We start from the raw sequence: 20,917 nt of genomic DNA, 5'->3' as shown, positions 1-20,917 counted from the left end.
CTGATATGGCTCAGTTGGTAGAGCGCACCCTTGGTAAGGGTGAGGTCCCCAGTTCGACTCTGGGTATCAGCACCAGTTTTAAAGCGTGAGTTCGGTAAATTACAGAATTTGCCTGGCGGCTTTAGCGCGGTGGTCCCACCTGACCCCATGCCGAACTCAGAAGTGAAACGCCGTAGCGCCGATGGTAGTGTGGGGTCTCCCCATGCGAGAGTAGGGAACTGCCAGGCATCAAACACTGAAGCCCTGAACGAAAGTTCAGGGCTTTTTTGTATGCAAAATTCCATATAAATCATCCTGAAATGCCCTTTTTCTAACCAATACTTGTCCAAAAGCTGAAAAAAAGCCCCTGTTCCTGGGAACAGAGGCGCGGCCTAACGCATTAAATTTTAATGAATAACTTGGGACAAGAATGCGCGAGTACGTTCTGATTTTGGATTAGCGAAGAACTCTTGTGGCGGAGCTTCTTCAACGATCTCACCACGATCCATAAAGATCACGCGGTCTGCCACAGTGCGCGCAAAGCCCATCTCGTGTGTGACGCACAGCATGGTCATACCATCTTCTGCCAGACCAATCATGGTATCGAGGACTTCTTTAACCATCTCTGGGTCGAGTGCGGAGGTGGGCTCATCGAACAGCATAATTTTCGGTTTCATACAGAGCGACCGAGCGATCGCCACACGCTGCTGCTGACCACCCGAAAGCTGGCCGGGAAACTTATGAGCATGTTCCGCAATCCGTACGCGCTGAAGATAATGCATCGCCAGCTCTTCTGCTTCCTTCTTCGGTAGCTTGCGCACCCACATCGGTGCCAGAGTGCAATTCTGCAAAACGCTCAGGTGCGGGAATAAATTGAAGTGCTGAAATACCATTCCAACTTCAGTGCGAACACGCTCAATATTGCGGACATCATCATTCAAATGGATGCCATCTACCACAATACGGCCCTGTTGATGCTCTTCCAAATGATTGATGCAGCGAATGGTGGTCGATTTACCCGAACCCGAAGGCCCGCAAAGTACAATGCGTTCGCGAGGTTTCACCTGCAAATTGATATCTTTCAAAACATGGAACTGTCCGTACCACTTATTTACGTTCTCGAGCGTAATCATCATGGTGTCAGCCGCATTCGTCATAATTTGTGTCATGTAAAACCTCAGTGCGATTTAAGCCCGGTGTGGAAACGCTTCTCCAGATACTGGCTATAGCGCGACATGCTAAAACAGAAAATCCAGTAAACCATGGCAGCAAAGACATAACCTTCGGTCGACATTCCCAACCAGGTGGGGTCAACGGTCGCTTGCTGCACGCTACTGAAGAGATCGAATAGGCCGATGATGATCACCAGGCTGGTATCTTTAAACAGTGCAATGATGGTGTTCACCAACCCGGGGATAGTCAACTTCAGTGCCTGCGGTAAAATCACCAGCATCTGCGTTTTCCAATACCCGAGCGCCAGCGACTCCGCTGCTTCTGTCTGGCCCTTTGGCAGCGCTTGCAAGCCGCCACGTACCACTTCCGCAACATAAGCTGACTGGAATAAAATGACGCCGACCAAAGCACGTACCAGTTTGTCGATGGTTGTGCCTTCCGCCATAAACAATGGCAGCATCACTGAAGACATAAACAGAACGGTAATCAGTGGTACACCGCGCCAGAACTCGATGAAGATCACCGATAACGTGCGAACTACCGGCATTTTAGAGCGACGCGCCAGCGCCAGCAGAATACCCAGTGGCAGTGCGCCAGCAATACCTACCGATGCAATGATCAGCGTGAGCGTCAAGCCACCCCATTGGCGGGTTTCAACGCGCTCCAGCCCCAAATAACCGCCGTAAAGCAGCAGCCAGACGACAATGGGATAAACCACGACCCAGCAGGCAATGTAACGACCACGGCGAGGCATCGATTTGATAAACATCGGTACCAGTGAGAGCAAGCCAATCACCAGCGCTAGATTAATGCGCCAGCGAAGTTCGTGAGGGTAAAGCCCATACATAAACTGGCCAAAACGCGCATGGATAAACACCCAGCACGCGCCCGCTTTGGTACAGTCGGCACGAGTTTCACCAATCCAGTTGGCCTGAAAGACCAACCAGTTCAGTGCTGGCGGGATGAAGCTCCAGATAATCCAGAAACTGAACAATGTCAGTAGTGTATTTAACCAACTGGAGAACAGGTTTTTACGTGCCCAAAGCCAGGCTTTTCCAAGTGGATTGCTTGGTACTGGCGGTGTTTCATGTGTGGTAACAGACATAATGATCCCGTTCTCTTAACGCTCAACCAGCGCGATTTTGCGGTTATAGAGGTTCATCAGCAGCGAAATGATCAGACTGATAATCAGATAGACCGCCATAGTAATCGCAATGGTTTCAATTGCCTGGCCGGTTTGGTTCAGTACGGTCCCGGCAAACAGCGATACCATATCGGGATAACCAATCGCGGCCGCAAGCGATGAGTTCTTCACGATGTTGAGATATTGACTGGTCAGCGGCGGGATGATCACACGCATTGCCTGCGGGATGATGACCTGGCGCATCGTGACGGGGTTTGGCAAGCCAAGCGAGCGGGCTGCTTCACTCTGACCGTGCGGAACGGACTGAATACCTGAACGGATAACTTCTGCAATAAAGGATGAGGTGTAGACCGATAATGCGACCGTTAGGGCTGCCAACTCCGGAATCATGACAAAACCGCCGCGGAAGTTGAATCCGCGTAGCTCAGGCACATCCCAATGTGTTGCTGCACCAAAAATCGTGTGTGCGATCAGCGGCAGCAGCACAATTAATCCGGCTGCGGCGGGCCATGTAGTGCGTAGCTGTCCGGTTTTTAGTTGGTGCTTACGGTTAAAACGAAACAGCGCCCAGCTCGCCAGTACAGCTATCGCCAGTGCAATCAGGAAAGGCCAGGTACCTGGTGCATATTCAGGCCAGGGTATGTACAGGCCGCGGTTACTGACAAAGGCCAGATCAAAGGCATTGAGCGCCTGACGCGGCCCTGGTAGGTTACGCAGTACGGCAAAATACCAAAAGAAGATCTGCAGCAGTGGCGGGATATTACGGAACGTCTCTATATAAATGGTGGAGAGTTTACGCAGCAGCCAGTTATCAGAAAGGCGCGCAAGGCCGATGGCGAAGCCAAGAATAGAGGCAAACACAATACAGAGTGCGGAAACCAGTAAGGTGTTAGTTAACCCCACCATAAACACGCGTGCGTAGGTATCGCCTTCGGTGTAATCGATCAGATGCTGAACGATACCGAAGCCGGCATTGCGTTCAAGAAATCCGAAGCCGGATGTTATGCCGCGATTGGCCAGGTTGATCACTGTGTTGTGGATCAGATACCCCACCACAGCGAACACGACCACAATCGCGACGATCTGGTAAAGCCAGGCGCGAACCGTAGGATTACCAAACGAAAAATCCCTCTTTACGGTTGGGCGTTGTGACATGTTGAAACCTCACTGAATAAAACGCGTGGGCACCGCAGGGTGCGGTGCCCGACTGGCAAACCAGAATTAGCGTACTGGTGGAGCGTACTGAATACCGCCCTGGTTCCAGAGTGCGTTCTGACCGCGCGCGATTTTCAATGCACTGTCTTTACCAACGTTACGATCAAACACTTCCTGATAGTTGCCGACCTGCTTGATGATGTTGTAAGCCCATTTATTATCCAGCTTCAGGTCTTTACCAAAGTCACCTTCTGCACCCAGCAGGTGAGCCATGTCAGGTGTCGTCGGTTTTGCTGCCATCTGGTCAACGTTCTTCGAATTGATGCCCATTTCTTCCGCGTTCAGCATCGCAAAGAGCGACCACTTAACAATGGTGAACCAATCATCATCACCACGGCGAACCACTGGACCCAGAGGCTCTTTAGAGATCACCTCTGGCAGCACGATGAAATCATCCGGCTTGCCGAGTTTCACGCGCAATGCATACAGCTGAGATTGGTCAGAAGAGAGGGTATCGCAGCGACCGCTGTCGAGCGCTTTAGCAGATTCATCAGAACGGTCAAAGGTCACTGGCGTGTACTGCATTTTGTTGGCTTTGAAGTAATCAGCCACGTTCAGTTCGGTATCGGTACCGGCCTGAATACAGACGGTAGCGCCATCCAACTCTTTGGCGCTTTTCAGGCCCGCTTTCTTGTGGGTCAGGAAGCCGATGCCGTCATAATAGTTGACGCCAGCAAACAGGAAGCCCATGCCACCATCACGTGAGGAGGTCCAGGTGGTGTTGCGTGAGAGAATATCCACTTCACCTGACTGCAATGCGGTGAAACGCTCTTTAGCTGTCAGTGGGGTGTACTTCACCTTGCTGGCATCCCCGAACACTGCTGCTGCAGCTGCACGGCAAACATCAACGTCAATACCGGTGAACTTGCCGCTGGCATCAGCGTAGGAGAAACCCGGTAAGCCATCACTGATACCGCACTGTACAAAACCTTTCTTTTTAATGGCGTCCAGCGTGGTGCCTGCGTGCGCTTGTTGAGCTACGGCTAACAGTGAGGCTGCAGCGACCAGGGTGGAAAGCATCATCTTTTTCATAAAGCATCCTGTGTGACGTGATCGTGTGTTGTTATGTTTACGCGTACTTTTATGTACGCTTTTTTCTGTCTATGGCGGTGTGCCATCCACAACTCTGCAAAGGTAATGCCAGGTTTGCAGAATCCTGAATTCACTGGAAAGATCTTTTAATAATCGGAAGTAACCTGAAAACAGTCGATACTATCGCGCACCAAAAGGCAGCATGACGAGACGCCACGATCACAAATAGTGCAAAAAGTTTCACTATATGGAAGTAGTGTGAGCTACCACTCAGGACAAAATGAACAGGTTTGAAGGCTTGCGACTGAAACAGTGCAAGATCACAGAGAGCAGGGTGCGGCGGGCGTTATGGCGCACGGCATGAAGCCATTTTGGGACAATGACAGGGTTTTGAGAAAGGCTAAAGGTCACGGAAGCAATTGCAACTATCGTTACCATATCCGCGACAATTGTTTCATGCGTTGTTAACGCAGAGAAACTATTAGGAAAAGACAAACAAAAACGCCAACCCGAAGGTTGGCGTTAGCGCAGCAAAGAACAATTAGTTCATGCCGTATTTTTTCAGCTTCTTACGCAGGGTACCACGGTTGATACCCATCATCAGGGCTGCACGGGTCTGGTTGCCACGGGTGTACTGCATCACCATGTCCAACAAAGGCTGCTCGACTTCAGCCAATACCAGCTCATACAGATCACTAACATCCTGACCATTCAGTTGAGCAAAATAGTTCTTCAGTGCCTGTTTCACCGAATCACGAAGTGGCTTTTGCGTCACCTGATCCTGTGAGTTAACGGTAGAAACGGTCAGTACATCAGAATTTACGCGTTGTTCGAACATAGTTCTTTCAGCTCTTTATTTCGTTTACGCAAGATTTTCGAAGTATGCCTCCAACGCCTCCAGCTGTTCGCTGGCATCCTCTATGGCGTTGAATGTGCGCCGAAACTGGTCATCAGGAGCACTTTCCTGCAAATACCAGGAAACGTGTTTACGAGCAATACGGTATCCCTTGCGCTGACCATAAAAGTCGTGCAGCTCCCGTATGTGCCCAATCAGCATTTGCTTCACTTCAGCCAGCGGCTTCGGTGCCAGCAGCTCCCCTGTGTCCAGATAATGCTGGATTTCCCGGAAGATCCACGGTCTTCCCTGAGCAGCGCGACCAACCATCAGAGCATCAGCTCCGGTATAGTCGAGCACCGCTCTGGCTTTATGCGGGTCAGTAATGTCACCATTCGCGATAATCGGAATGGAAACGCTCTGCTTAACTGTCCGAATGCTGTCGTATTCAGCTTGCCCTTCAAACAAACAGGCGCGCGTGCGGCCATGAATGGTGAGAGCCTGAATGCCACAGCGTTCAGCCAATTGGGCAATCTCTACACAATTACGATTTTCTCTGTCCCAGCCGGTGCGAATCTTCAGCGTAACCGGTACATCAACGGCATTCACGACCGCACGGAGGATTGACTCCACCAGTGACGGATGCTGCAGCAACGCTGAACCAGCCATCTTACGATTCACTTTTTTAGCCGGGCAGCCCATGTTGATATCAATAACCTGCGCGCCAGACGCCACATTAATGCGCGCGGCAGCAGCCATCTCATCAGGATCGCAACCGGCAATTTGCACGGCGCGAATACCGGGCTCGTCACTATGCACCATACGCAAACGGGATTTGTCACTGGCCCAAACTTCTGGGTTTGATGACAGCATCTCGGAGACAGTCATACCGGCGCCGTTCTCATAACATAACGTGCGAAATGGCTTATCGGATACTCCGGCCATAGGCGCAGCAATGAGTCGATTACGTAGCTGATGATGTCCAATGCGCATGAAAAAGAAGTGACCCTAACTGTTCGCAAGGCGGCGTATATTACGCATTTTTTACCGAAGATGAAAGGCCAAACTTTGAACAATTCGCCGTCAAACAGCAAGGAAATTAGCCTCTTCAGTAAGTAGCTAACTAAAAATGCATATAATTCATTTGGTTATAAAAAAATGCTGAAATTGTGAACAAACATTTTTCTTAAAACATGCGTGAAATCACAACATAAAAACCGCTACATCAGGGAATTAGCCAAAGAAATGACGGTGAAGTGATTATTAATTGTACTAATTTTGCGGCGAAGGGAGGGTTTTCAACGGTTAATGAAGTCACTGTCACGTAACGTCATTATTTTGCGATGGGCAGAGGAAATCGGCCAGAGGAGGCTGGCCGATGTTCGGTTTAGCGGCGCACACCCGTGATGCGGCACCACTCTTCTTTTTCAGCCACCGGATCAAGTGTGAAGCGCTCAATATAAGCTTCACAGACACCCTCAGCCTGGCTGGCCAGCACACCCGATAAGCCCAGATGTCCGCCCGCCTTTGGCAATACGCTAATCAGTGGCGCAAGCTCACGCAGCGGGCCTGCGAGGATATTGGCCACCACGACGTCTGCCAGGAGGTTCTCAGGCTGCTGATGCGGCAGATAGAGTGACAGGCGTTCAGATACGCCATTGCGTTCGGCGTTATCGCGGCTGGCCTGAATTGCTTGTGGATCGATATCGATACCAATCGCCTGCGCCGCGCCCAGTTTCAGTGCAGCAATGGCAAGAATGCCGGAACCACAGCCGAAATCGATGACGGTTTTGCCTTGTAGGTCGAGCCCGTCAAGCCAAGTCAGACACAATGAGGTGGTAGGATGGGTACCTGTACCAAACGCCAATCCTGGATCCAGCATCACGTTGACGGCATTCGGATCCGGCACGTCGCGCCAGCTCGGGCAGATCCACAAACGTTCACCGAAACGCATAGGGTGGAAGTTATCCATCCATTCACGTTCCCAGTCTTTATCTTCGATCTGCTCGATCTTATGGTGGAAATGCGATCCTAACAGCGGATGTTGACCCAACTCAGCGACCACATCATCCATTTCGGTTTCGGCATCAAACAGGCCGATGACATCGGTATCACCCCATAAGCGCGTTTCACCCGGCAGCGGTTCATAAACCGGGTTGTCATGGGTATCCTGGAAAGTCACGGATACGGCGCCGGCATCCATCAACGCATCGCTGAGCGGTTCGGCATTTTCACCGGTACTGTTAATTTTGATTTGAATCCAAGGCATAGCGTTTCTCTTTTATTCCACTGCAGCATTGCGCGCGTCAGGCGTGCTGCCAAACAAGTTGCCCACCACAAAGGCCAGCAGGCTTAAGATCAATGAGGGAACGATAGGGTGGAAACCCCACAGTTCGATATTCATGCTGGCGAGTAGCGTATAACAGGCTGCGCCAATCACCATGCCACTGATGGCTCCTGTTGAGTTGGCGCGTTCCCAATACAGTCCCAGTACCAGCGGCCACAGGAACACCGCTTCAAGGCCACCAAAGGCCAGCAGATTGAGCCAGATAATCATATCTGGTGGATTCCACGCAGCCAGCAGCAGTAATACACCCAGTACAAACGTGATAGTGCCCGAAAGCATGCGCAAGCGTGCTTCATTCTCGCTGTGCTGCGGTGCAATGCGCAGATAAAGATCTTTGATCAGCGTAGCGGAGGATTGTAGGAGCTGCGCATTAATCGTCGACATGATCGCTGCCATGGGCGCGGCGAGAAATATGCCCGCTGCCATCGGCGGTAGTACGGTGATCATCAGGGTGGGGATAACCCGATCCGGGACCGTCAGGTTCGGAATAATCGCGCGGCCCAATGCACCGGCCAGATGCATACCAAGCATCAAGATAACCACCACAATCGTGCCGAGCACAATGCCCCGGTGCATGGCCTTACTGTCTTTATAGGAGATACAGCGTACTGCCGTGTGCGGCAAACCAATCACGCCAAAGCAAACCAGTACGGCAAAGGAGCTGAGGAAGGTGGGATTGATAACATTGCCCACGCCTTCCGGTGACACCAGCTGCGGGTCAATAGTGCGTAGTTTGATGACGGCGGTTTCCAGCCCCCCAGCTTGATGTATCACCGCAAACAGCAGCAGGAAGGTACCAATCAGCATCACCAAACCCTGCATCGCATCATTGAGCACGCTGGCGCGAAAGCCGCCAAACGCGGTGTAGAGTGCGATGGTGCCGCCAAAAATCAACAGACCGGTGTCGTAAGGAATACCTGCCGCGGTTTCCAGCAGGCGCGCGCCACCGATAAACTGCACCGTCATTGCGCCGATGAAGGCTACAAGCAAGCTAATGCTGGAGAGCCAGATCAGTAGCGTGCTGCCATAACGGCCATACAGCATGTCATTCAGCGTCACAGCGTTATAGCGGCGGGCCAGAATGGCAAATTTTTTGCCCAGTACGCCAAGCGAAAGCCACACGGCGGGTACCTGAATCATCGCCAGCAATACCCAACCGAGACCATATTTATACGCCGCACCGGGGCCGCCAATAAACGAGCTGGCGCTGATGTAAGTGGTGGTAATGGTCATGGCCAAGACAAAACCGCCCATCGAACGGCTGCCAAGGAAATATTCAGTCAGGAAGTTGCCTTGCCGCTGTTTGCGCATGGCAAATACGGAAACTGCAGCGATGAGCACCAGATAAGCTAACAGGGGAAGAATGATTTCAGAGTCCATCATTGTCCTCCAAAGACATATCACGGAACAGGATGCGTACCATCAGCCAGCACAACACGATAAACAGTAACGGAGCGAATACGCAGGAAAACTCAAACCAACGTGGTAAGCCAAACATGCCGATCTCATTTCCGCCCAACCAGGCAGAAAGCCCCCAAACGGCGAGGTAAGCCAGCGTGAGATAAAACGACCAGCGCGCCTCTTTGTTCGCTTGTAAAAAACGCCAATCCATTATGCAACCTCAAAGGCAACAAAAATGAAAAAGGCCGGATTAACCGGCCTCTGTTTTGCTCTGCGCTGCAATTACTTCTCGTGCAGGCCGAGTTTTTTCTCCAGATAGTGGATGTTGGTACCACCCTGCTGGAAGTTTTCATCGGACATGATTTTCATCTGCAGTTCGATGTTGGTCTTGATGCCATCGATAATCAGCTCCGCCAGCGCGTTCTTCATGCGCGCAATCGCCACTTCACGGGTATCACCGTAAGTGATCAGCTTGCCGATCATTGAATCGTAGTACGGCGGCACGCTGTAACCGGAATAGATATGCGATTCCCAACGCACGCCAAAACCGCCTGGCGCGTGGAAACGGGTGATCTTGCCCGGGCTTGGCAGGAAGGTGTTCGGGTCTTCGGCGTTGATACGGCATTCCACCGCATGACCGCGTACGATCACGTCTTCCTGTTTGATCGACAGCGGCTGACCGGCAGCAATGCGCAGCTGCTCTTTGATCAGATCCACGCCGGTGATCATCTCGGTCACCGGATGCTCCACCTGAATACGGGTGTTCATCTCGATGAAGTAGAATTCACCGTTCTCGTACAGGAACTCGAAAGTACCCGCACCGCGATAACCGATTTCGACACAGGCTTTTGCGCAGCGCTCGCCAATGTAGCGACGCAGCTCGGCCGTGATGCCTGGCGCTGGCGCTTCTTCGACGACTTTCTGGTGACGGCGCTGCATTGAGCAGTCACGTTCCGCCAGATAGATAGCGTTGCCCTGACCGTCAGCCATGACCTGAATTTCGATATGGCGTGGGTTCTCGAGGAATTTCTCCATGTAGACCATGTCGTTGTTGAAAGCCGCTTTGGCTTCCGCTTTCGTCATGCCGATGGATTGTTCCAGATCTTTTTCGTGGCGCACCACGCGCATACCACGACCGCCGCCGCCGCCAGAGGCTTTGATAATCACCGGGTAGCCGATGCGCTTAGCGATGGCACGGTTTTTATCCATGTCTTCGGTCAGCGAGCCGTCAGATCCTGGCACGGTAGGTACGCCGGTTTTCTTCATCGCGGTGATCGCGGACACTTTGTCGCCCATCAGGCGGATGGTGTCAGCTTTCGGACCGATGAAAATAAAACCAGAGCGCTCAACCTGCTCGGCAAAATCGGCATTCTCAGAGAGGAAGCCGTAGCCTGGGTGGATCGCCACTGCGCCAGTGATTTCGGCGGCGGAGATCAGTGCAGGGATGTTCAGGTAGCTTTTGACCGACTGCGGCGGACCGATGCAGACAGTTTCGTCTGCGAGCAGCACATGCTTCAGGTCGCGATCAGCGGTTGAGTGAACCGCAACGGTCTTGATGCCTAATTCTTTACACGCGCGGAGAATACGCAGAGCGATCTCACCGCGGTTAGCAATGACAATTTTATCCAGCATGCTTCGCCTCGTTATTCGATGACGACCAGCGGCTCGTCAAATTCAACCGGTTGGCCGCTTTCCACCAAGATCGCCTTCACAACGCCGGATTTATCGGCTTCGATCTGGTTCATCATTTTCATCGCTTCAACGATGCACAGGGTATCGCCTGCGTTCACTTTCTGGCCCACTTCCACGAAGGCTTTCGCGTCCGGGCTTGGGGTACGGTAGAAAGTGCCGACCATCGGAGAACGCACGATGTGGCCAGTGATTTCCGGCTTAGCCGCTTCAGCAGGTGCTGCAGCAACAGGGGCAACAGCGGTAGCCAGTGCAGGCTGTTGCATCATTGGTGCAGCATAAGCCTGCTGCATCATTGGGTAGCCAGCGTTCGCAGGTGAACGGCTGATACGAACGGACTCTTCGCCCTCGGAGATTTCCAGCTCGGAGATGCCAGACTCTTCTACCAGTTCGATCAGTTTCTTAATTTTACGAATATCCATGAGTGTGGTTCCGTACTCTGTTTAATTGGAATGTGACAGGCGTTTTACTGCCGTTTGTAAAGCCCATGAGTATCCATCAGCGCCAAGTCCACAGATGACGCCGGCAGATACATCAGAAAGATAGGAGTGATGTCGGAACGGTTCGCGGGCATGCACGTTCGAGAGATGCACCTCGATAAAAGGTATGCTGACCGCCAACAGGGCATCACGCAGTGCAACGCTGGTATGCGTGAACGCAGCCGGATTGATGATGATGTAATCCACATTGCCACGGGCCTCGTGAATACGATCAATCAGCTGAAACTCTGCGTTCGATTGCAAATGACTTAATTTCACATCGTGCTGTTCAGCCTGTTGTGTCAGATCGCCGACAATTTGCGCCAGCGTGGTGTGACCATACTTATCAGGCTCGCGCGTCCCTAACAGATTCAGATTGGGACCGTTCAAAAGCAGTATGTGAAATTTGTGCGCCATCTTGCTGCTATCTCCTGCAATCAGTGAGGCATCGCGTAAAATACCGCGACATCTGCCGTTTGTCACTCCTGAGAGTGAAAAAGACGACTTCGCTTGCAATAAAGCCGGGCATTATATCCGTTTCGTCGCAATTCGCAGCAAAATACTGGTCTTATCTGCGAAGTTGATCGGATGCGGCCCTTGGGCCACACCTTTTAACAGATCTCGTGACAGGAAAACAACCTTGCGGGGATTATCGACGCAGAAGATTACGCAACTTATTGTAACGCCAGCCTAACAACACCAAAGCCAGCAGCGCATAAATCCAAGGCTGTGGGGAGAAGACTTTCACAGACCAAAGATAGTGGATAGGTGCGAGGATCGCGACAAGATAGATGCCGTTGTGCAGGGTTTGCCAGCGGCGACCCAATTTACGTTGCGCACGTTGAAACGAGGTGATGGCCAGCGCAAACAGCACTATCCAGCAGATCATCCCCAGCAACAAATAAGGACGTGAAACAATCTCTTTACCCAGCAGTTGCAGATGGTTGTAACCCAGCTCCAGCAGGTAGTAGCTTGTCAGATGCAAACAGGCCCACACAAAACACCACACACCCAGCATGCGCCGAGTGCGGATCAGCAAAGGTTGCTTCAGGTAGCGTGTTAAAGGGCTGACTAATAGCGTAGCCAGCAGCAACTTTAGCGCCATCCTGCCGGTAAAATGCTGAATATCTTTAGCCGGGTCGGCGCTCAGCCAACCTTGGCTGGCTGCCATGAATAAATAGACGAACGGCAAGAAGGCTGCCAGATGCAGCACCACTTTCAGCAGGGTGATTTGACGTAACGTCAGTCGCACTCAGTAGTTCTCCCGTAAATCGAGCCCGCGATAGAGCGATGCCACTTCTTTAGCGTAGCCGTTAAACAGCAGTGTTGGCTGACGTTCCACGTTGAGAATACCGCCAGAACCAATGAAACGCTCCGTCGCCTGTGACCAACGTGGATGATCAACGTGTGGGTTCACATTGGCGTAGAAACCATACTCATTAGCGGCGATCTGGCTCCATGTTGTCGGTGGTTGATCGCGGGTCAGCGTGATCTTGACGATCGATTTAATCCCTTTAAAGCCGTATTTCCACGGTACTGTCAGGCGAATCGGGGCGCCATTCTGGGGAGGAAGCGCTTTGCCGTACACGCCAGTGCTGAGTAACGTGAGGGGATGCATGGCCTCATCCAGGCGCATCCCTTCCACATATGGATAATCCAGCCCACCACCGATAAAACGATCTTTTTGGCCGGGCATTTGGTCCGGTGCATAGAGCGTCTGGAAAGCAACATAGCGCGCATTGCTGGTGGGTTCAGCCAGCTTGAGCAGTTTATTGAGCTCAAAGCCTACCCATGGGATCACCATTGACCAGGCTTCCACGCAGCGCATGCGATAAATACGTTGTTCCATGGCAAAACGCTTGAAGATGTCATCCATATCCAGCGTGATAGGTTTAGCGACTTCACCTTCAATACGTAACTGCCAGGGTTCAGTTTTCAGGGTGCCAGCATTGGCTGCCGGGTCGGCTTTATCCAAACCGAATTCATAAAAGTTGTTATATCCGGAAACCTTGTCGAACGGCGTCAGCGGCAAATTTGCCTGCCACTCTGCGGGCTTGGTGAATTGCAGGTCGCGGCCTGCGGGTGCGGGGGGACGATCGTTGCCTTTAAACCAGCTCAATACATCCGCCTGTGCGACACCGGGCAAGCTGGCCGCTGCTGCACCCAGCCCCAGCGCTTTCAAAACCTGACGGCGGCGCATATTAAAAATGCTTTCAGGCGTGACGTCGGCTTCTGTGGGGTATTGCTTCAGCTTCATGACATTCTCCGGCGAAAAAGTAGATAACTCACAGCTTGCTCAAATGGCAGGTGCCACGCCACTTTGCTCAGAAAAATATGAAATTTCCTGGTGGAGTCGCTCTGTTGAGAATAGGACGAAAAAGCCAGAGTAAAAGGTGGGGTATCACACTTTGCGGCTATACTCGCGGCGAAGGGCCAATTAGCATGGCGCACCACATCAATTTGATGCATGTCTGGCGCTGATTCAGACTATGTTTTGTGATATTTTGCTCAGGTTTGCGCCAGTGAGCTGTTTGGCGCGGGTCGGATGGCGGCCGTTAAGAACCGCAGTGATACGGGCACAGGGATGCGATTAACAACTAAGTTTTCTGCGTTTATTACATTATTAAGCTTACTGGCAATGCTATTGATGCTGGTTGGCTGCGCTTTTAGTTTTATCTGGCTGTCGCAGCAGCGGGTAGAGACGCGTATCAACACGCTGGCTACCGAAGTCGATAAAGCGCTCGCAACACAATCGCCGCAAGAACTCACGCAATGGCTGACAAGGCTGATGCCGGTGATTAATGCCGAACAGATTGAGATGCGAAACGGCGATGACGTCATTTTCCAGCTCAATCGGCATGAAAATCCCATGCTGGAAGACGAACTGAACCGTTTTATCCAATTTGACATCCCTCTGGCGCATTCACCAGGTCTCGGGTTGCGTGTTGTGGTGCTCGATCCCGCTAAAACATGGTTCCGCTCCTTCACCGGCGCCTATACCTTAATTGTTTTGTGCACCGTCGTTGCTATCATGTCGGCTTTGTTGGTGATGACGCATCGCTGGATCACCCGCCGTTGGCAGAACATGGAGCATTTAGAAGATCGTTCCGAACGTATTCTGGCGGGTGAGCGGATTCCTCAAATCGGCCATGACAGTGAATGGCCACCCAAAGCCAGCCGGGCGATGGATGCCTTATTAAATGATCTTCAGGAAGCGGGCGAGCAGCGCTTACGCATTGATACCCTGATTCGTACCTTTGCTGCTCAGGATTCGCGAACGGGAGTAAATAATCGTCTTTTCTTTGATAACCAACTGGCGACCCTGCTGGAAGATCAGGAAGATGTCGGTACGCATGGCGTCGTCATGATGGTGCGGTTGCCGGATCTTGAGACGTTGCACGAAACGCTGGGCCCGACGCTGGTGGACGAATACCTGTTTGATATGATCAACATGTTATCGACGTTTGTTCTGCGTTATCCCGGCGCCTTGCTGGCGCGCTATTTCCGCAGTGATTTTGCCGTGCTGCTGCCACATCGTACGCTGAAAGAGGCCAACAGTATTGCGGATCAACTGGTCAACGCCGTTGATTCGCTGCCACCCATGCGCATGGTCGATCGCGATGACATTATTCACATTGGCATTAGCGCCTGGCGGAGCGGCCAAAGCGTTCCTCAGGTGATGGACAGCGTGGAAATGGCAACGCGGCGTGCGATGCTGCAGGGGGGCAACAGCTGGTCAGTGGGTGAAGGCAACACGCTGGATATGGGCCGCGGTAGCGTACGTTGGCGTACCTTATTGGAAAACACCCTTAACCGTGGTGGCCCAAGGCTTTATCAGAAACCCGCCGTACTTTTAGACGGTAAAGTTCATCACCGCGAAATGCTGGCTCGTGTTTTTGACGGTGATAAAGAGGTGGTGTCAGCTGAATTTATGCCGCTGGTCTTACAGCTCGGCCTGACCGATAGCTGGGACCGCCAGCTTGTGACACGTATTGCTGCACTGTCTGAAGTATGGCCCGATGAAACTCTGGCCCTGCCGGTGAATATTGATTCATTATTACAGCGACCTTTTCAACGTTGGCTGCAAAAGCTGCTGTTGCAGTGCACTAAATCGCAAAGAAAACGTTTTTTATTTGAACTTGCCGAGGCCGATGTTTGTCAACACATCAATCGCTTAGTACCGGTTTTCCGAATGCTGACGGCTTTTGGCTGCCGTATCGCGGTGGATCAGGCGGGATTGACCGTCGTGAGCAGTGCTTACATCAAGCAATTTCCCATTGAAGTGATCAAGCTTGATCCGGGCTTAGTGCGTAATATTGAGCGCCGCACTGAAAATCAGTTGTTTGTACAAAGTTTGCTGGAAGTGTGCAAATCCGCTCAAACCCAGGTTTTCGCAACGGGAGTGCGTACGCGTGCGGAGTGGCAGAGCTTGGCCGGGTTAGGTGTTTCGGGTGGACAAGGCGACTTCTTCGCACCTTCATTACCTGTTAACAGTAATGTGAAAAAACACTCGCAACGTTACCGAATTTAATGTTTACGAGCGTGTTATGAGGTAGAAGGTCATTTTTATATCCTTTATATTGCCGCTTGCGCAGCTCACGTAGTAGGAAATGTTAGATTTTATGTCGGAATTCACTCGTGCTCGACGGGTGAATTTGCGTTTAATAGGGCGGCTTAGCGCTATTTAACGGTGGCCAGGGATAAGCGAATCGGCCCAAAAAATTATTCAGCGTATTTTTTCACCGAAGCAGAACGTTTTTGCGCCTTGTAGCGGCTTCGCGTGGTTGGTAAAGTAGGCGGATTTTATTTTCCGCCCCCAGCTTGCAGGATTATCCCTTAGTATGTTTAAAAAATTTCGTGGCATGTTTTCCAATGACTTGTCCATTGACCTGGGTACCGCGAATACCCTGATTTACGTAAAAGGACAAGGCATCGTGCTGAACGAGCCTTCCGTGGTTGCCATTCGTCAGGATCGTGCTGGCTCGCCTAAGAGCGTAGCTGCTGTGGGTCATGACGCGAAGCAGATGCTTGGCCGTACGCCGGGCAACATCGCGGCTATCCGTCCAATGAAAGACGGTGTTATCGCCGACTTCTTCGTTACTGAGAAAATGCTCCAGCACTTTATTAAGCAAGTGCACAGCAACAGCTTTATGCGTCCTAGCCCACGCGTACTGGTTTGTGTACCTGTCGGTGCAACTCAGGTTGAGCGTCGTGCTATCCGTGAATCAGCACAGGGCGCGGGCGCGCGTGAAGTGTTCCTGATTGAAGAGCCAATGGCTGCTGCAATTGGTGCTGGCTTGCCAGTATCCGAAGCGACAGGTTCAATGGTGGTGGATATCGGTGGTGGTACCACTGAAGTTGCCGTGATCTCATTGAACGGTGTGGTCTACTCTTCTTCTGTACGTATTGGTGGTGACCGCTTCGACGAAGCCATCATTAATTATGTACGCCGCAACTACGGCTCACTGATTGGTGAAGCCACTGCGGAACGTATTAAACACGGTATTGGCTCGGCCTATCCGGGTGATGAAGTGCACGAAATTGAAGTGCGTGGTCGTAACCTGGCTGAAGGTGTGCCGCGTGGCTTTACGCTGAACTCCAATGAGATCCTCGAAGCGCTGCAAGAACCGTTGACCGGTATCGTGAGTGCCGTCATGGTGGCGCTGGAGCAGTGCCCGCCGGAACTGGCTTCCGATATCTCCGAGCGCGGCATGGTGCTGACCGGTGGTGGCGCATTGCTGCGTAACCTCGATCGTCTGCTGATGGAAGAGACGGGCATTCCGGTCGTTGTGGCAGAAGATCCGCTGACCTGCGTCGCTCGTGGCGGTGGTAAAGCGTTGGAAATGATCGACATGCATGGCGGCGATTTGTTCAGCGAGGAGTAATTCCTCATCGGCTGAGACCGTGGTCAAATTGCGCAGGGAGTCGCGCTAATCGACGCTGCGCACGACGGCGTGATGCGTCCAGCCCTGGAGGCGTTGGTCATATGGCTAACGCTTCTTCCCTGATGTCGAGGAACACGCAGATTTTATGAAGCCGATTTTTAGCAGGGGACCTTCCCTGCAGTTGCGCCTCTTTCTGGCAGTCATTGTGGCTATTGCGATTATTATCGCTGACAGCCGCGTGAGCTCCTTTTCCCAGATCCGCAACTACCTGGACACATCGGTGAGTCCATTTTATTTTCTGGCCAATGGGCCACGACAGCTTCTGGACGGCGTCTCTGAAACGCTAGCCTCGCGCCAGCAGCTCGAACTGGAAAATAAAGCCTTACGCCGTGAGCTCTTCCTGAAAAACAGTGACCTGCTGATGCTGGGGCAATACAAGCAGGAAAACGCGCGCTTGCGTGAGCTGCTCGGCTCGCCGCTGCGCCAGGACGAGCACAAGATGGTGACCCAGGTGATCTCTACCGGGACCGATCCTTACACCGATCAGGTGGTGATCGACAAAGGCAGCGTAAACGGTGTTTACGAAGGCCAGCCGGTGATCAGTGATAAAGGTGTCGTCGGTCAGGTAGTGGCGGTGGGGCAAGTGACCAGCCGTGTTCTGCTGATTTGCGATGCTTCACATGCGCTTCCGATTCAGGTGCTACGTAACGATATTCGCGTAATAGCGGCCGGTAACGGCTGTAGCGAAGATCTGCAGCTGGAACATCTGCCGGGTAACACGGACATTCGCGTGGGCGATGTACTGGTTACGTCGGGCCTCGGTGGTCGTTTCCCTGAAGGCTATCCGGTTGGCGTGGTGTCCTCAGTCAAAGTGGATACCCAACGTGCTTATACTGTGATTCAGGCGCATCCAACGGCGGGTCTGCAACGCCTGCGTTATCTGTTGCTGCTGTGGGGCGCGGATAAGAACGGTGACATGCCAATGGCACCGGATGAAGTGCACCGTGTGGCGAATGAACGTCTGATGCAGATGATGCCGCAAGTCCTGCCGCCCGCAGGCGAAATGGGGCCTCCGGCACCCGATATGATGCAACAGATGGGGCCGCCAGCGCCCGCTAATGGCAGTCGTTCGCAAGGGATTCCTGCGAACACACGCGGAGGCCAGCCTTGAGTCGATATCGCAGCCAGGGCCGATGGGTTATCTGGCTGTCCTTTCTGATTGCCCTCATTCTGCAAATCATGCCTTGGCCGGAACAGATATTCATGTTCCGGCCTTCATGGCTTTTGTTGATCCTGATTTACTGGGTTCTGGCGCTGCCACACCGCGTGAATGTCGGGACCGGCTTTTTTTTGGGTGCCGTCATGGATCTGGTGGCCGGTTCAACACTGGGCGTCCGTGCGCTGGCGTTCAGCATCATCGCGTATCTGGTGGCCTTCAAATTTCAGCTATTCCGAAATCTGGCGTTGTGGCAGCAGGCATTAATGGTTATGGTGCTGTCGCTTGCAGTCGATGTCATTGTTTTTTGGGCTGAATTTTTGGTGATCAATGTCTCATTCCGTCCTGAAATCTTCTGGAGCAGTGTAGTCGACGGCATCCTATGGCCTTGGCTATTCTTATTAATGAGAAAGATTCGCCGCCAGTTCGCTGTTCAGTAAGGAAGACTATGATAACCCTGTATCTCGCCTCCGGCTCACCGCGTCGCCGTGAGCTGCTCACACAGCTTGGCCTGCAATTCGAACGTCTTATTACGGATGTCGAAGAGCAGCGCCAGCCGGATGAGGCGGCGGAAGCCTATGTGCGTCGCCTGGCGTCGGACAAAGCGCGGGCAGGGGTGGCTGTTGCACCGCAGGATCTACCGGTGTTAGGTGCCGACACTATCGTCGTGCTCAACAACGAGGTGCTGGAAAAGCCACGTGATGCCGAGCATGCTGCAGAGATACTCAGTAAACTCTCTGGGCAAACGCATCAGGTGATGACTGCGGTAGCGATAGCCGATGCGCAGCGTGAACTGGATTGCCTTGTGACCACTGACGTGACATTTCGCAATATCACGGCAGAGGAAATTTCGCACTATATCGCCAGCGGCGAGCCGATGGATAAAGCCGGCGCGTACGGAATACAGGGCCTGGGCGGTAATTTCGTCCGCAGGATTAATGGAAGTTATCACGCCGTAGTGGGATTACCGCTGGTTGAGACCAATGAGCTGCTGAGCCATTTTCAGTCGCTGCGTGCGTTAAGGGGACAAGATGACGGCTGAACTGCTGGTAAACGTTACACCTTCTGAAACTCGTGTTGCCTATATTGATGGCGGCATCTTGCAGGAAATCCACATTGAGCGCGAAGCACGGCGCGGCATCGTGGGTAACATTTATAAGGGACGCATCAGCCGCGTCTTGCCAGGCATGCAGGCAGCCTTTGTCGATATCGGCATGGATAAAGCCGCCTTCCTGCATGCTTCCGACATCATGCCGCATACCGAATGCGTTGCGGGTGATGAAAAGAAGAATTTTGTGGTCCGTGATATCAGTGAGCTGGTGCGCCCCGGCCAGGATTTAGTGGTGCAGGTGGTGAAAGATCCGCTGGGAACCAAAGGTGCGCGCCTCACCACTGATATTACGCTGCCATCGCGTTACCTGGTGTTTATGCCCGGCGCTTCCCATGTGGGGGTTTCGCAGCGTATCGAAAGCGAAGCCGAGCGCGATCGTCTGAAAGCGGTGGTTTCCGCTTACTGCGACGACCTGGGTGGCTTTATTATTCGTACCGCCGCTGAAGGCATTTGCGAAAACGATCTGGCGCAGGACGCCGCCTTCCTCAAACGACTGTGGACCAAAGTCAGCGAGCGCAAGAAGCGCAACCAGACACGCTGCCTGTTGTACGGTGAGTTAGCGCTGGCGCAGCGTGTATTGCGTGATTTCGCGGGCGCAGCGCTGGATCGCATCCGGGTTGATTCGCGTCTGACCTGCGATCTGCTGGTGGAGTTTACCGGCGAATATATCCCGGAGATGGCCAGCAAACTGGAGTTATACAGCGGTAAGCAACCGATCTTCGACTTGTTTGACGTTGAGAATGAAATCCAGCGCTCGTTGGAACGCAAGGTTGAATTGAAGTCAGGCGGCTATTTGATCATCGATCAAACAGAAGCCATGACCACGGTGGATATCAACACCGGTGCCTTTGTCGGGCATCGAAATCTTGACGAAACTATCTTCAACACCAACATTGAAGCGACTCAGGCGATTGCTCGCCAACTGCGGCTGCGCAACCTAGGTGGCATTATCATCATCGATTTTATCGATATGAGTAATGACGAACACCGTCGCCGTGTCCTGCATTCGCTGGAGAGCGCGCTAAGCAAAGATCGTGTGAAAACCGGCATCAACGGTTTCTCGGCACTGGGCTTGGTGGAAATGACGCGTAAGCGCACGCGTGAAAGTATCGAGCATGTTCTCTGTGCCGATTGTCCGGTATGTAAGGGGCGCGGTACGCTCAAAACCGTTGAGACAGTGTGTTATGAGATCATGCGTGAAATTGTTCGCGTGCATCACGCCTACGATTCTGACCGCTTCCTGGTGTATGTGTCCCCAGCGGTAGGGGAAGCGCTGAAAAGTGAAGAGTCACATGCGCTGGCGGAAGTGGAAATCTTTGTCGGTAAGCAGGTTAAAGTCCATGTTGAGCCGCTCTATACACAGGAGCAGTTTGACGTCGTCATGATGTAAATCGTGAGGTTGAAGGCTGTA

The 20,917-nt window shown here is 52.5% G+C and carries 20 protein-coding genes and 1 rRNA gene; 7 read left to right on the top strand and 14 right to left on the bottom strand.

What is annotated here, in order from left to right; genetic code table 11:
• Window positions 1–111 precede the first annotated feature (111 nt).
• Window positions 112–227, top strand: a 5S ribosomal RNA gene (rrf, locus tag HA51_RS24880).
• Between the two features lie 159 nt (window positions 228–386).
• On the opposite strand, the gene HA51_RS24875 is transcribed toward rrf, so the two are convergent.
• From HA51_RS24875 to msrP, 14 genes are all read right to left on the bottom strand, one after another.
• Window positions 387–1,148: an amino acid ABC transporter ATP-binding protein gene (locus HA51_RS24875; protein ID WP_084938030.1), complete on the bottom strand. Its 762-nt coding sequence runs from the start codon at window positions 1,146–1,148 to the stop codon at window positions 387–389.
• A gap of 8 nt (window positions 1,149–1,156) precedes the next feature.
• Window positions 1,157–2,257 carry an amino acid ABC transporter permease gene (locus HA51_RS24870; RefSeq protein ID WP_084938027.1) on the bottom strand — a complete coding sequence of 367 codons (1,101 nt, stop codon included), beginning with the start codon at window positions 2,255–2,257 and terminating at the stop codon, window positions 1,157–1,159.
• A 15-nt stretch (window positions 2,258–2,272) separates the two neighbouring features.
• Window positions 2,273–3,451: an amino acid ABC transporter permease gene (locus HA51_RS24865; RefSeq protein WP_084938024.1), complete on the bottom strand. Its 1,179-nt coding sequence runs from the start codon at window positions 3,449–3,451 to the stop codon at window positions 2,273–2,275.
• Between the two features lie 66 nt (window positions 3,452–3,517).
• Window positions 3,518–4,543, bottom strand: a complete 1,026-nt coding sequence (locus tag HA51_RS24860; protein ID WP_084938021.1) for an amino acid ABC transporter substrate-binding protein — start codon at window positions 4,541–4,543, stop codon at window positions 3,518–3,520.
• Window positions 4,544–5,084: 541 nt separating this feature from the next.
• Entirely contained in the window at window positions 5,085–5,381 is a 297-nt protein-coding gene (fis, locus tag HA51_RS24855) for a DNA-binding transcriptional regulator Fis (protein ID WP_003855228.1), read from the bottom strand.
• 24 nt (window positions 5,382–5,405) lie between these two features.
• Window positions 5,406–6,371, bottom strand: a complete 966-nt coding sequence (dusB, locus tag HA51_RS24850) for a tRNA dihydrouridine synthase DusB (RefSeq protein WP_084938019.1) — start codon at window positions 6,369–6,371, stop codon at window positions 5,406–5,408.
• Between the two features lie 394 nt (window positions 6,372–6,765).
• The gene (prmA, locus tag HA51_RS24845; protein ID WP_084938016.1) at window positions 6,766–7,647 is read right to left on the bottom strand and encodes a 50S ribosomal protein L11 methyltransferase; all 882 of its coding nucleotides are present in this window, start codon (window positions 7,645–7,647) and stop codon (window positions 6,766–6,768) included.
• Window positions 7,648–7,659: 12 nt separating this feature from the next.
• Entirely contained in the window at window positions 7,660–9,105 is a 1,446-nt protein-coding gene (gene panF / locus HA51_RS24840; RefSeq protein ID WP_084938014.1) for a sodium/pantothenate symporter, read from the bottom strand.
• Window positions 9,095–9,337, bottom strand: a complete 243-nt coding sequence (locus HA51_RS24835) for a YhdT family protein (protein ID WP_084938011.1) — start codon at window positions 9,335–9,337, stop codon at window positions 9,095–9,097. Before HA51_RS24835 ends, panF begins: the two co-directional genes overlap by 11 nt.
• A gap of 71 nt (window positions 9,338–9,408) precedes the next feature.
• A complete protein-coding gene (accC, locus tag HA51_RS24830) occupies window positions 9,409–10,758 on the bottom strand; it encodes an acetyl-CoA carboxylase biotin carboxylase subunit (RefSeq protein ID WP_084938009.1) in 1,350 nt (449 codons plus the stop codon).
• A gap of 11 nt (window positions 10,759–10,769) precedes the next feature.
• A complete protein-coding gene (gene accB / locus HA51_RS24825; protein ID WP_084938007.1) occupies window positions 10,770–11,237 on the bottom strand; it encodes an acetyl-CoA carboxylase biotin carboxyl carrier protein in 468 nt (155 codons plus the stop codon).
• A 21-nt stretch (window positions 11,238–11,258) separates the two neighbouring features.
• On the bottom strand, window positions 11,259–11,711 hold the full coding sequence (aroQ, locus tag HA51_RS24820; RefSeq protein ID WP_038644361.1) for a type II 3-dehydroquinate dehydratase: 453 nt from the start codon (window positions 11,709–11,711) through the stop codon (window positions 11,259–11,261).
• A gap of 232 nt (window positions 11,712–11,943) precedes the next feature.
• The gene (gene msrQ, locus HA51_RS24815; RefSeq protein ID WP_084938004.1) at window positions 11,944–12,546 is read right to left on the bottom strand and encodes a protein-methionine-sulfoxide reductase heme-binding subunit MsrQ; all 603 of its coding nucleotides are present in this window, start codon (window positions 12,544–12,546) and stop codon (window positions 11,944–11,946) included.
• Complete coding sequence (gene msrP / locus HA51_RS24810; RefSeq protein WP_084938002.1) at window positions 12,547–13,551, bottom strand: protein-methionine-sulfoxide reductase catalytic subunit MsrP; 1,005 nt, start codon at window positions 13,549–13,551, stop codon at window positions 12,547–12,549.
• A 327-nt stretch (window positions 13,552–13,878) separates the two neighbouring features.
• Here msrP and csrD point away from each other — a divergent pair, with 327 nt between their 5' ends.
• The 6 genes from csrD (at window position 13,879) to rng (ending at window position 20,896) form a co-directional block, all read left to right on the top strand.
• Window positions 13,879–15,825 carry an RNase E specificity factor CsrD gene (gene csrD, locus HA51_RS24805; protein WP_084938031.1) on the top strand — a complete coding sequence of 649 codons (1,947 nt, stop codon included), beginning with the start codon at window positions 13,879–13,881 and terminating at the stop codon, window positions 15,823–15,825.
• Window positions 15,826–16,135: 310 nt separating this feature from the next.
• Window positions 16,136–17,179 (top strand): rod shape-determining protein MreB, encoded by a 1,044-nt coding sequence (mreB, locus tag HA51_RS24800; RefSeq protein WP_007891976.1) that lies wholly within the window; start codon window positions 16,136–16,138, stop codon window positions 17,177–17,179.
• Between the two features lie 145 nt (window positions 17,180–17,324).
• Window positions 17,325–18,350 (top strand): rod shape-determining protein MreC, encoded by a 1,026-nt coding sequence (gene mreC, locus HA51_RS24795; RefSeq protein WP_084937997.1) that lies wholly within the window; start codon window positions 17,325–17,327, stop codon window positions 18,348–18,350.
• A complete protein-coding gene (mreD, locus tag HA51_RS24790; RefSeq protein WP_084937995.1) occupies window positions 18,347–18,835 on the top strand; it encodes a rod shape-determining protein MreD in 489 nt (162 codons plus the stop codon). Before mreC ends, mreD begins: the two co-directional genes overlap by 4 nt.
• Before the next feature lie 8 nt (window positions 18,836–18,843).
• A complete protein-coding gene (locus HA51_RS24785) occupies window positions 18,844–19,437 on the top strand; it encodes a Maf family protein (protein WP_084937992.1) in 594 nt (197 codons plus the stop codon).
• Window positions 19,427–20,896: a ribonuclease G gene (gene rng, locus HA51_RS24780; protein WP_084937989.1), complete on the top strand. Its 1,470-nt coding sequence runs from the start codon at window positions 19,427–19,429 to the stop codon at window positions 20,894–20,896. The genes HA51_RS24785 and rng overlap by 11 nt, the downstream gene beginning before the upstream one ends.
• Window positions 20,897–20,917: the final 21 nt, after the last annotated feature.

Source organism: Pantoea rwandensis (assembly GCF_002095475.1).
GTDB classification, from domain to species: domain Bacteria; phylum Pseudomonadota; class Gammaproteobacteria; order Enterobacterales; family Enterobacteriaceae; genus Pantoea; species Pantoea rwandensis.
This window is presented reverse-complemented; position numbering and strand designations above follow the sequence as displayed.

Excerpts from the sequence above, each read along its gene's own strand:
- fis (WP_003855228.1), bottom strand. The coding sequence starts at position 5,381 with ATGTTCGAACAACGCGTAAATTCTGATGTACTGACCGTTTCTACCGTT.
- HA51_RS24865 (WP_084938024.1), bottom strand. The coding sequence starts at position 3,451 with ATGTCACAACGCCCAACCGTAAAGAGGGATTTTTCGTTTGGTAATCCT.
- dusB (WP_084938019.1), bottom strand. The coding sequence starts at position 6,371 with ATGCGCATTGGACATCATCAGCTACGTAATCGACTCATTGCTGCGCCT.
- mreB (WP_007891976.1), top strand. The coding sequence starts at position 16,136 with ATGTTTAAAAAATTTCGTGGCATGTTTTCCAATGACTTGTCCATTGAC.
- mreC (WP_084937997.1), top strand. The coding sequence starts at position 17,325 with ATGAAGCCGATTTTTAGCAGGGGACCTTCCCTGCAGTTGCGCCTCTTT.
- HA51_RS24785 (WP_084937992.1), top strand. The coding sequence starts at position 18,844 with ATGATAACCCTGTATCTCGCCTCCGGCTCACCGCGTCGCCGTGAGCTG.
- accB (WP_084938007.1), bottom strand. The coding sequence starts at position 11,237 with ATGGATATTCGTAAAATTAAGAAACTGATCGAACTGGTAGAAGAGTCT.
- HA51_RS24860 (WP_084938021.1), bottom strand. The coding sequence starts at position 4,543 with ATGAAAAAGATGATGCTTTCCACCCTGGTCGCTGCAGCCTCACTGTTA.
- HA51_RS24870 (WP_084938027.1), bottom strand. The coding sequence starts at position 2,257 with ATGTCTGTTACCACACATGAAACACCGCCAGTACCAAGCAATCCACTT.
- msrP (WP_084938002.1), bottom strand. The coding sequence starts at position 13,551 with ATGAAGCTGAAGCAATACCCCACAGAAGCCGACGTCACGCCTGAAAGC.
- accC (WP_084938009.1), bottom strand. The coding sequence starts at position 10,758 with ATGCTGGATAAAATTGTCATTGCTAACCGCGGTGAGATCGCTCTGCGT.
- HA51_RS24835 (WP_084938011.1), bottom strand. The coding sequence starts at position 9,337 with ATGGATTGGCGTTTTTTACAAGCGAACAAAGAGGCGCGCTGGTCGTTT.
- rng (WP_084937989.1), top strand. The coding sequence starts at position 19,427 with ATGACGGCTGAACTGCTGGTAAACGTTACACCTTCTGAAACTCGTGTT.
- csrD (WP_084938031.1), top strand. The coding sequence starts at position 13,879 with ATGCGATTAACAACTAAGTTTTCTGCGTTTATTACATTATTAAGCTTA.
- prmA (WP_084938016.1), bottom strand. The coding sequence starts at position 7,647 with ATGCCTTGGATTCAAATCAAAATTAACAGTACCGGTGAAAATGCCGAA.
- aroQ (WP_038644361.1), bottom strand. The coding sequence starts at position 11,711 with ATGGCGCACAAATTTCACATACTGCTTTTGAACGGTCCCAATCTGAAT.
- HA51_RS24875 (WP_084938030.1), bottom strand. The coding sequence starts at position 1,148 with ATGACACAAATTATGACGAATGCGGCTGACACCATGATGATTACGCTC.
- panF (WP_084938014.1), bottom strand. The coding sequence starts at position 9,105 with ATGGACTCTGAAATCATTCTTCCCCTGTTAGCTTATCTGGTGCTCATC.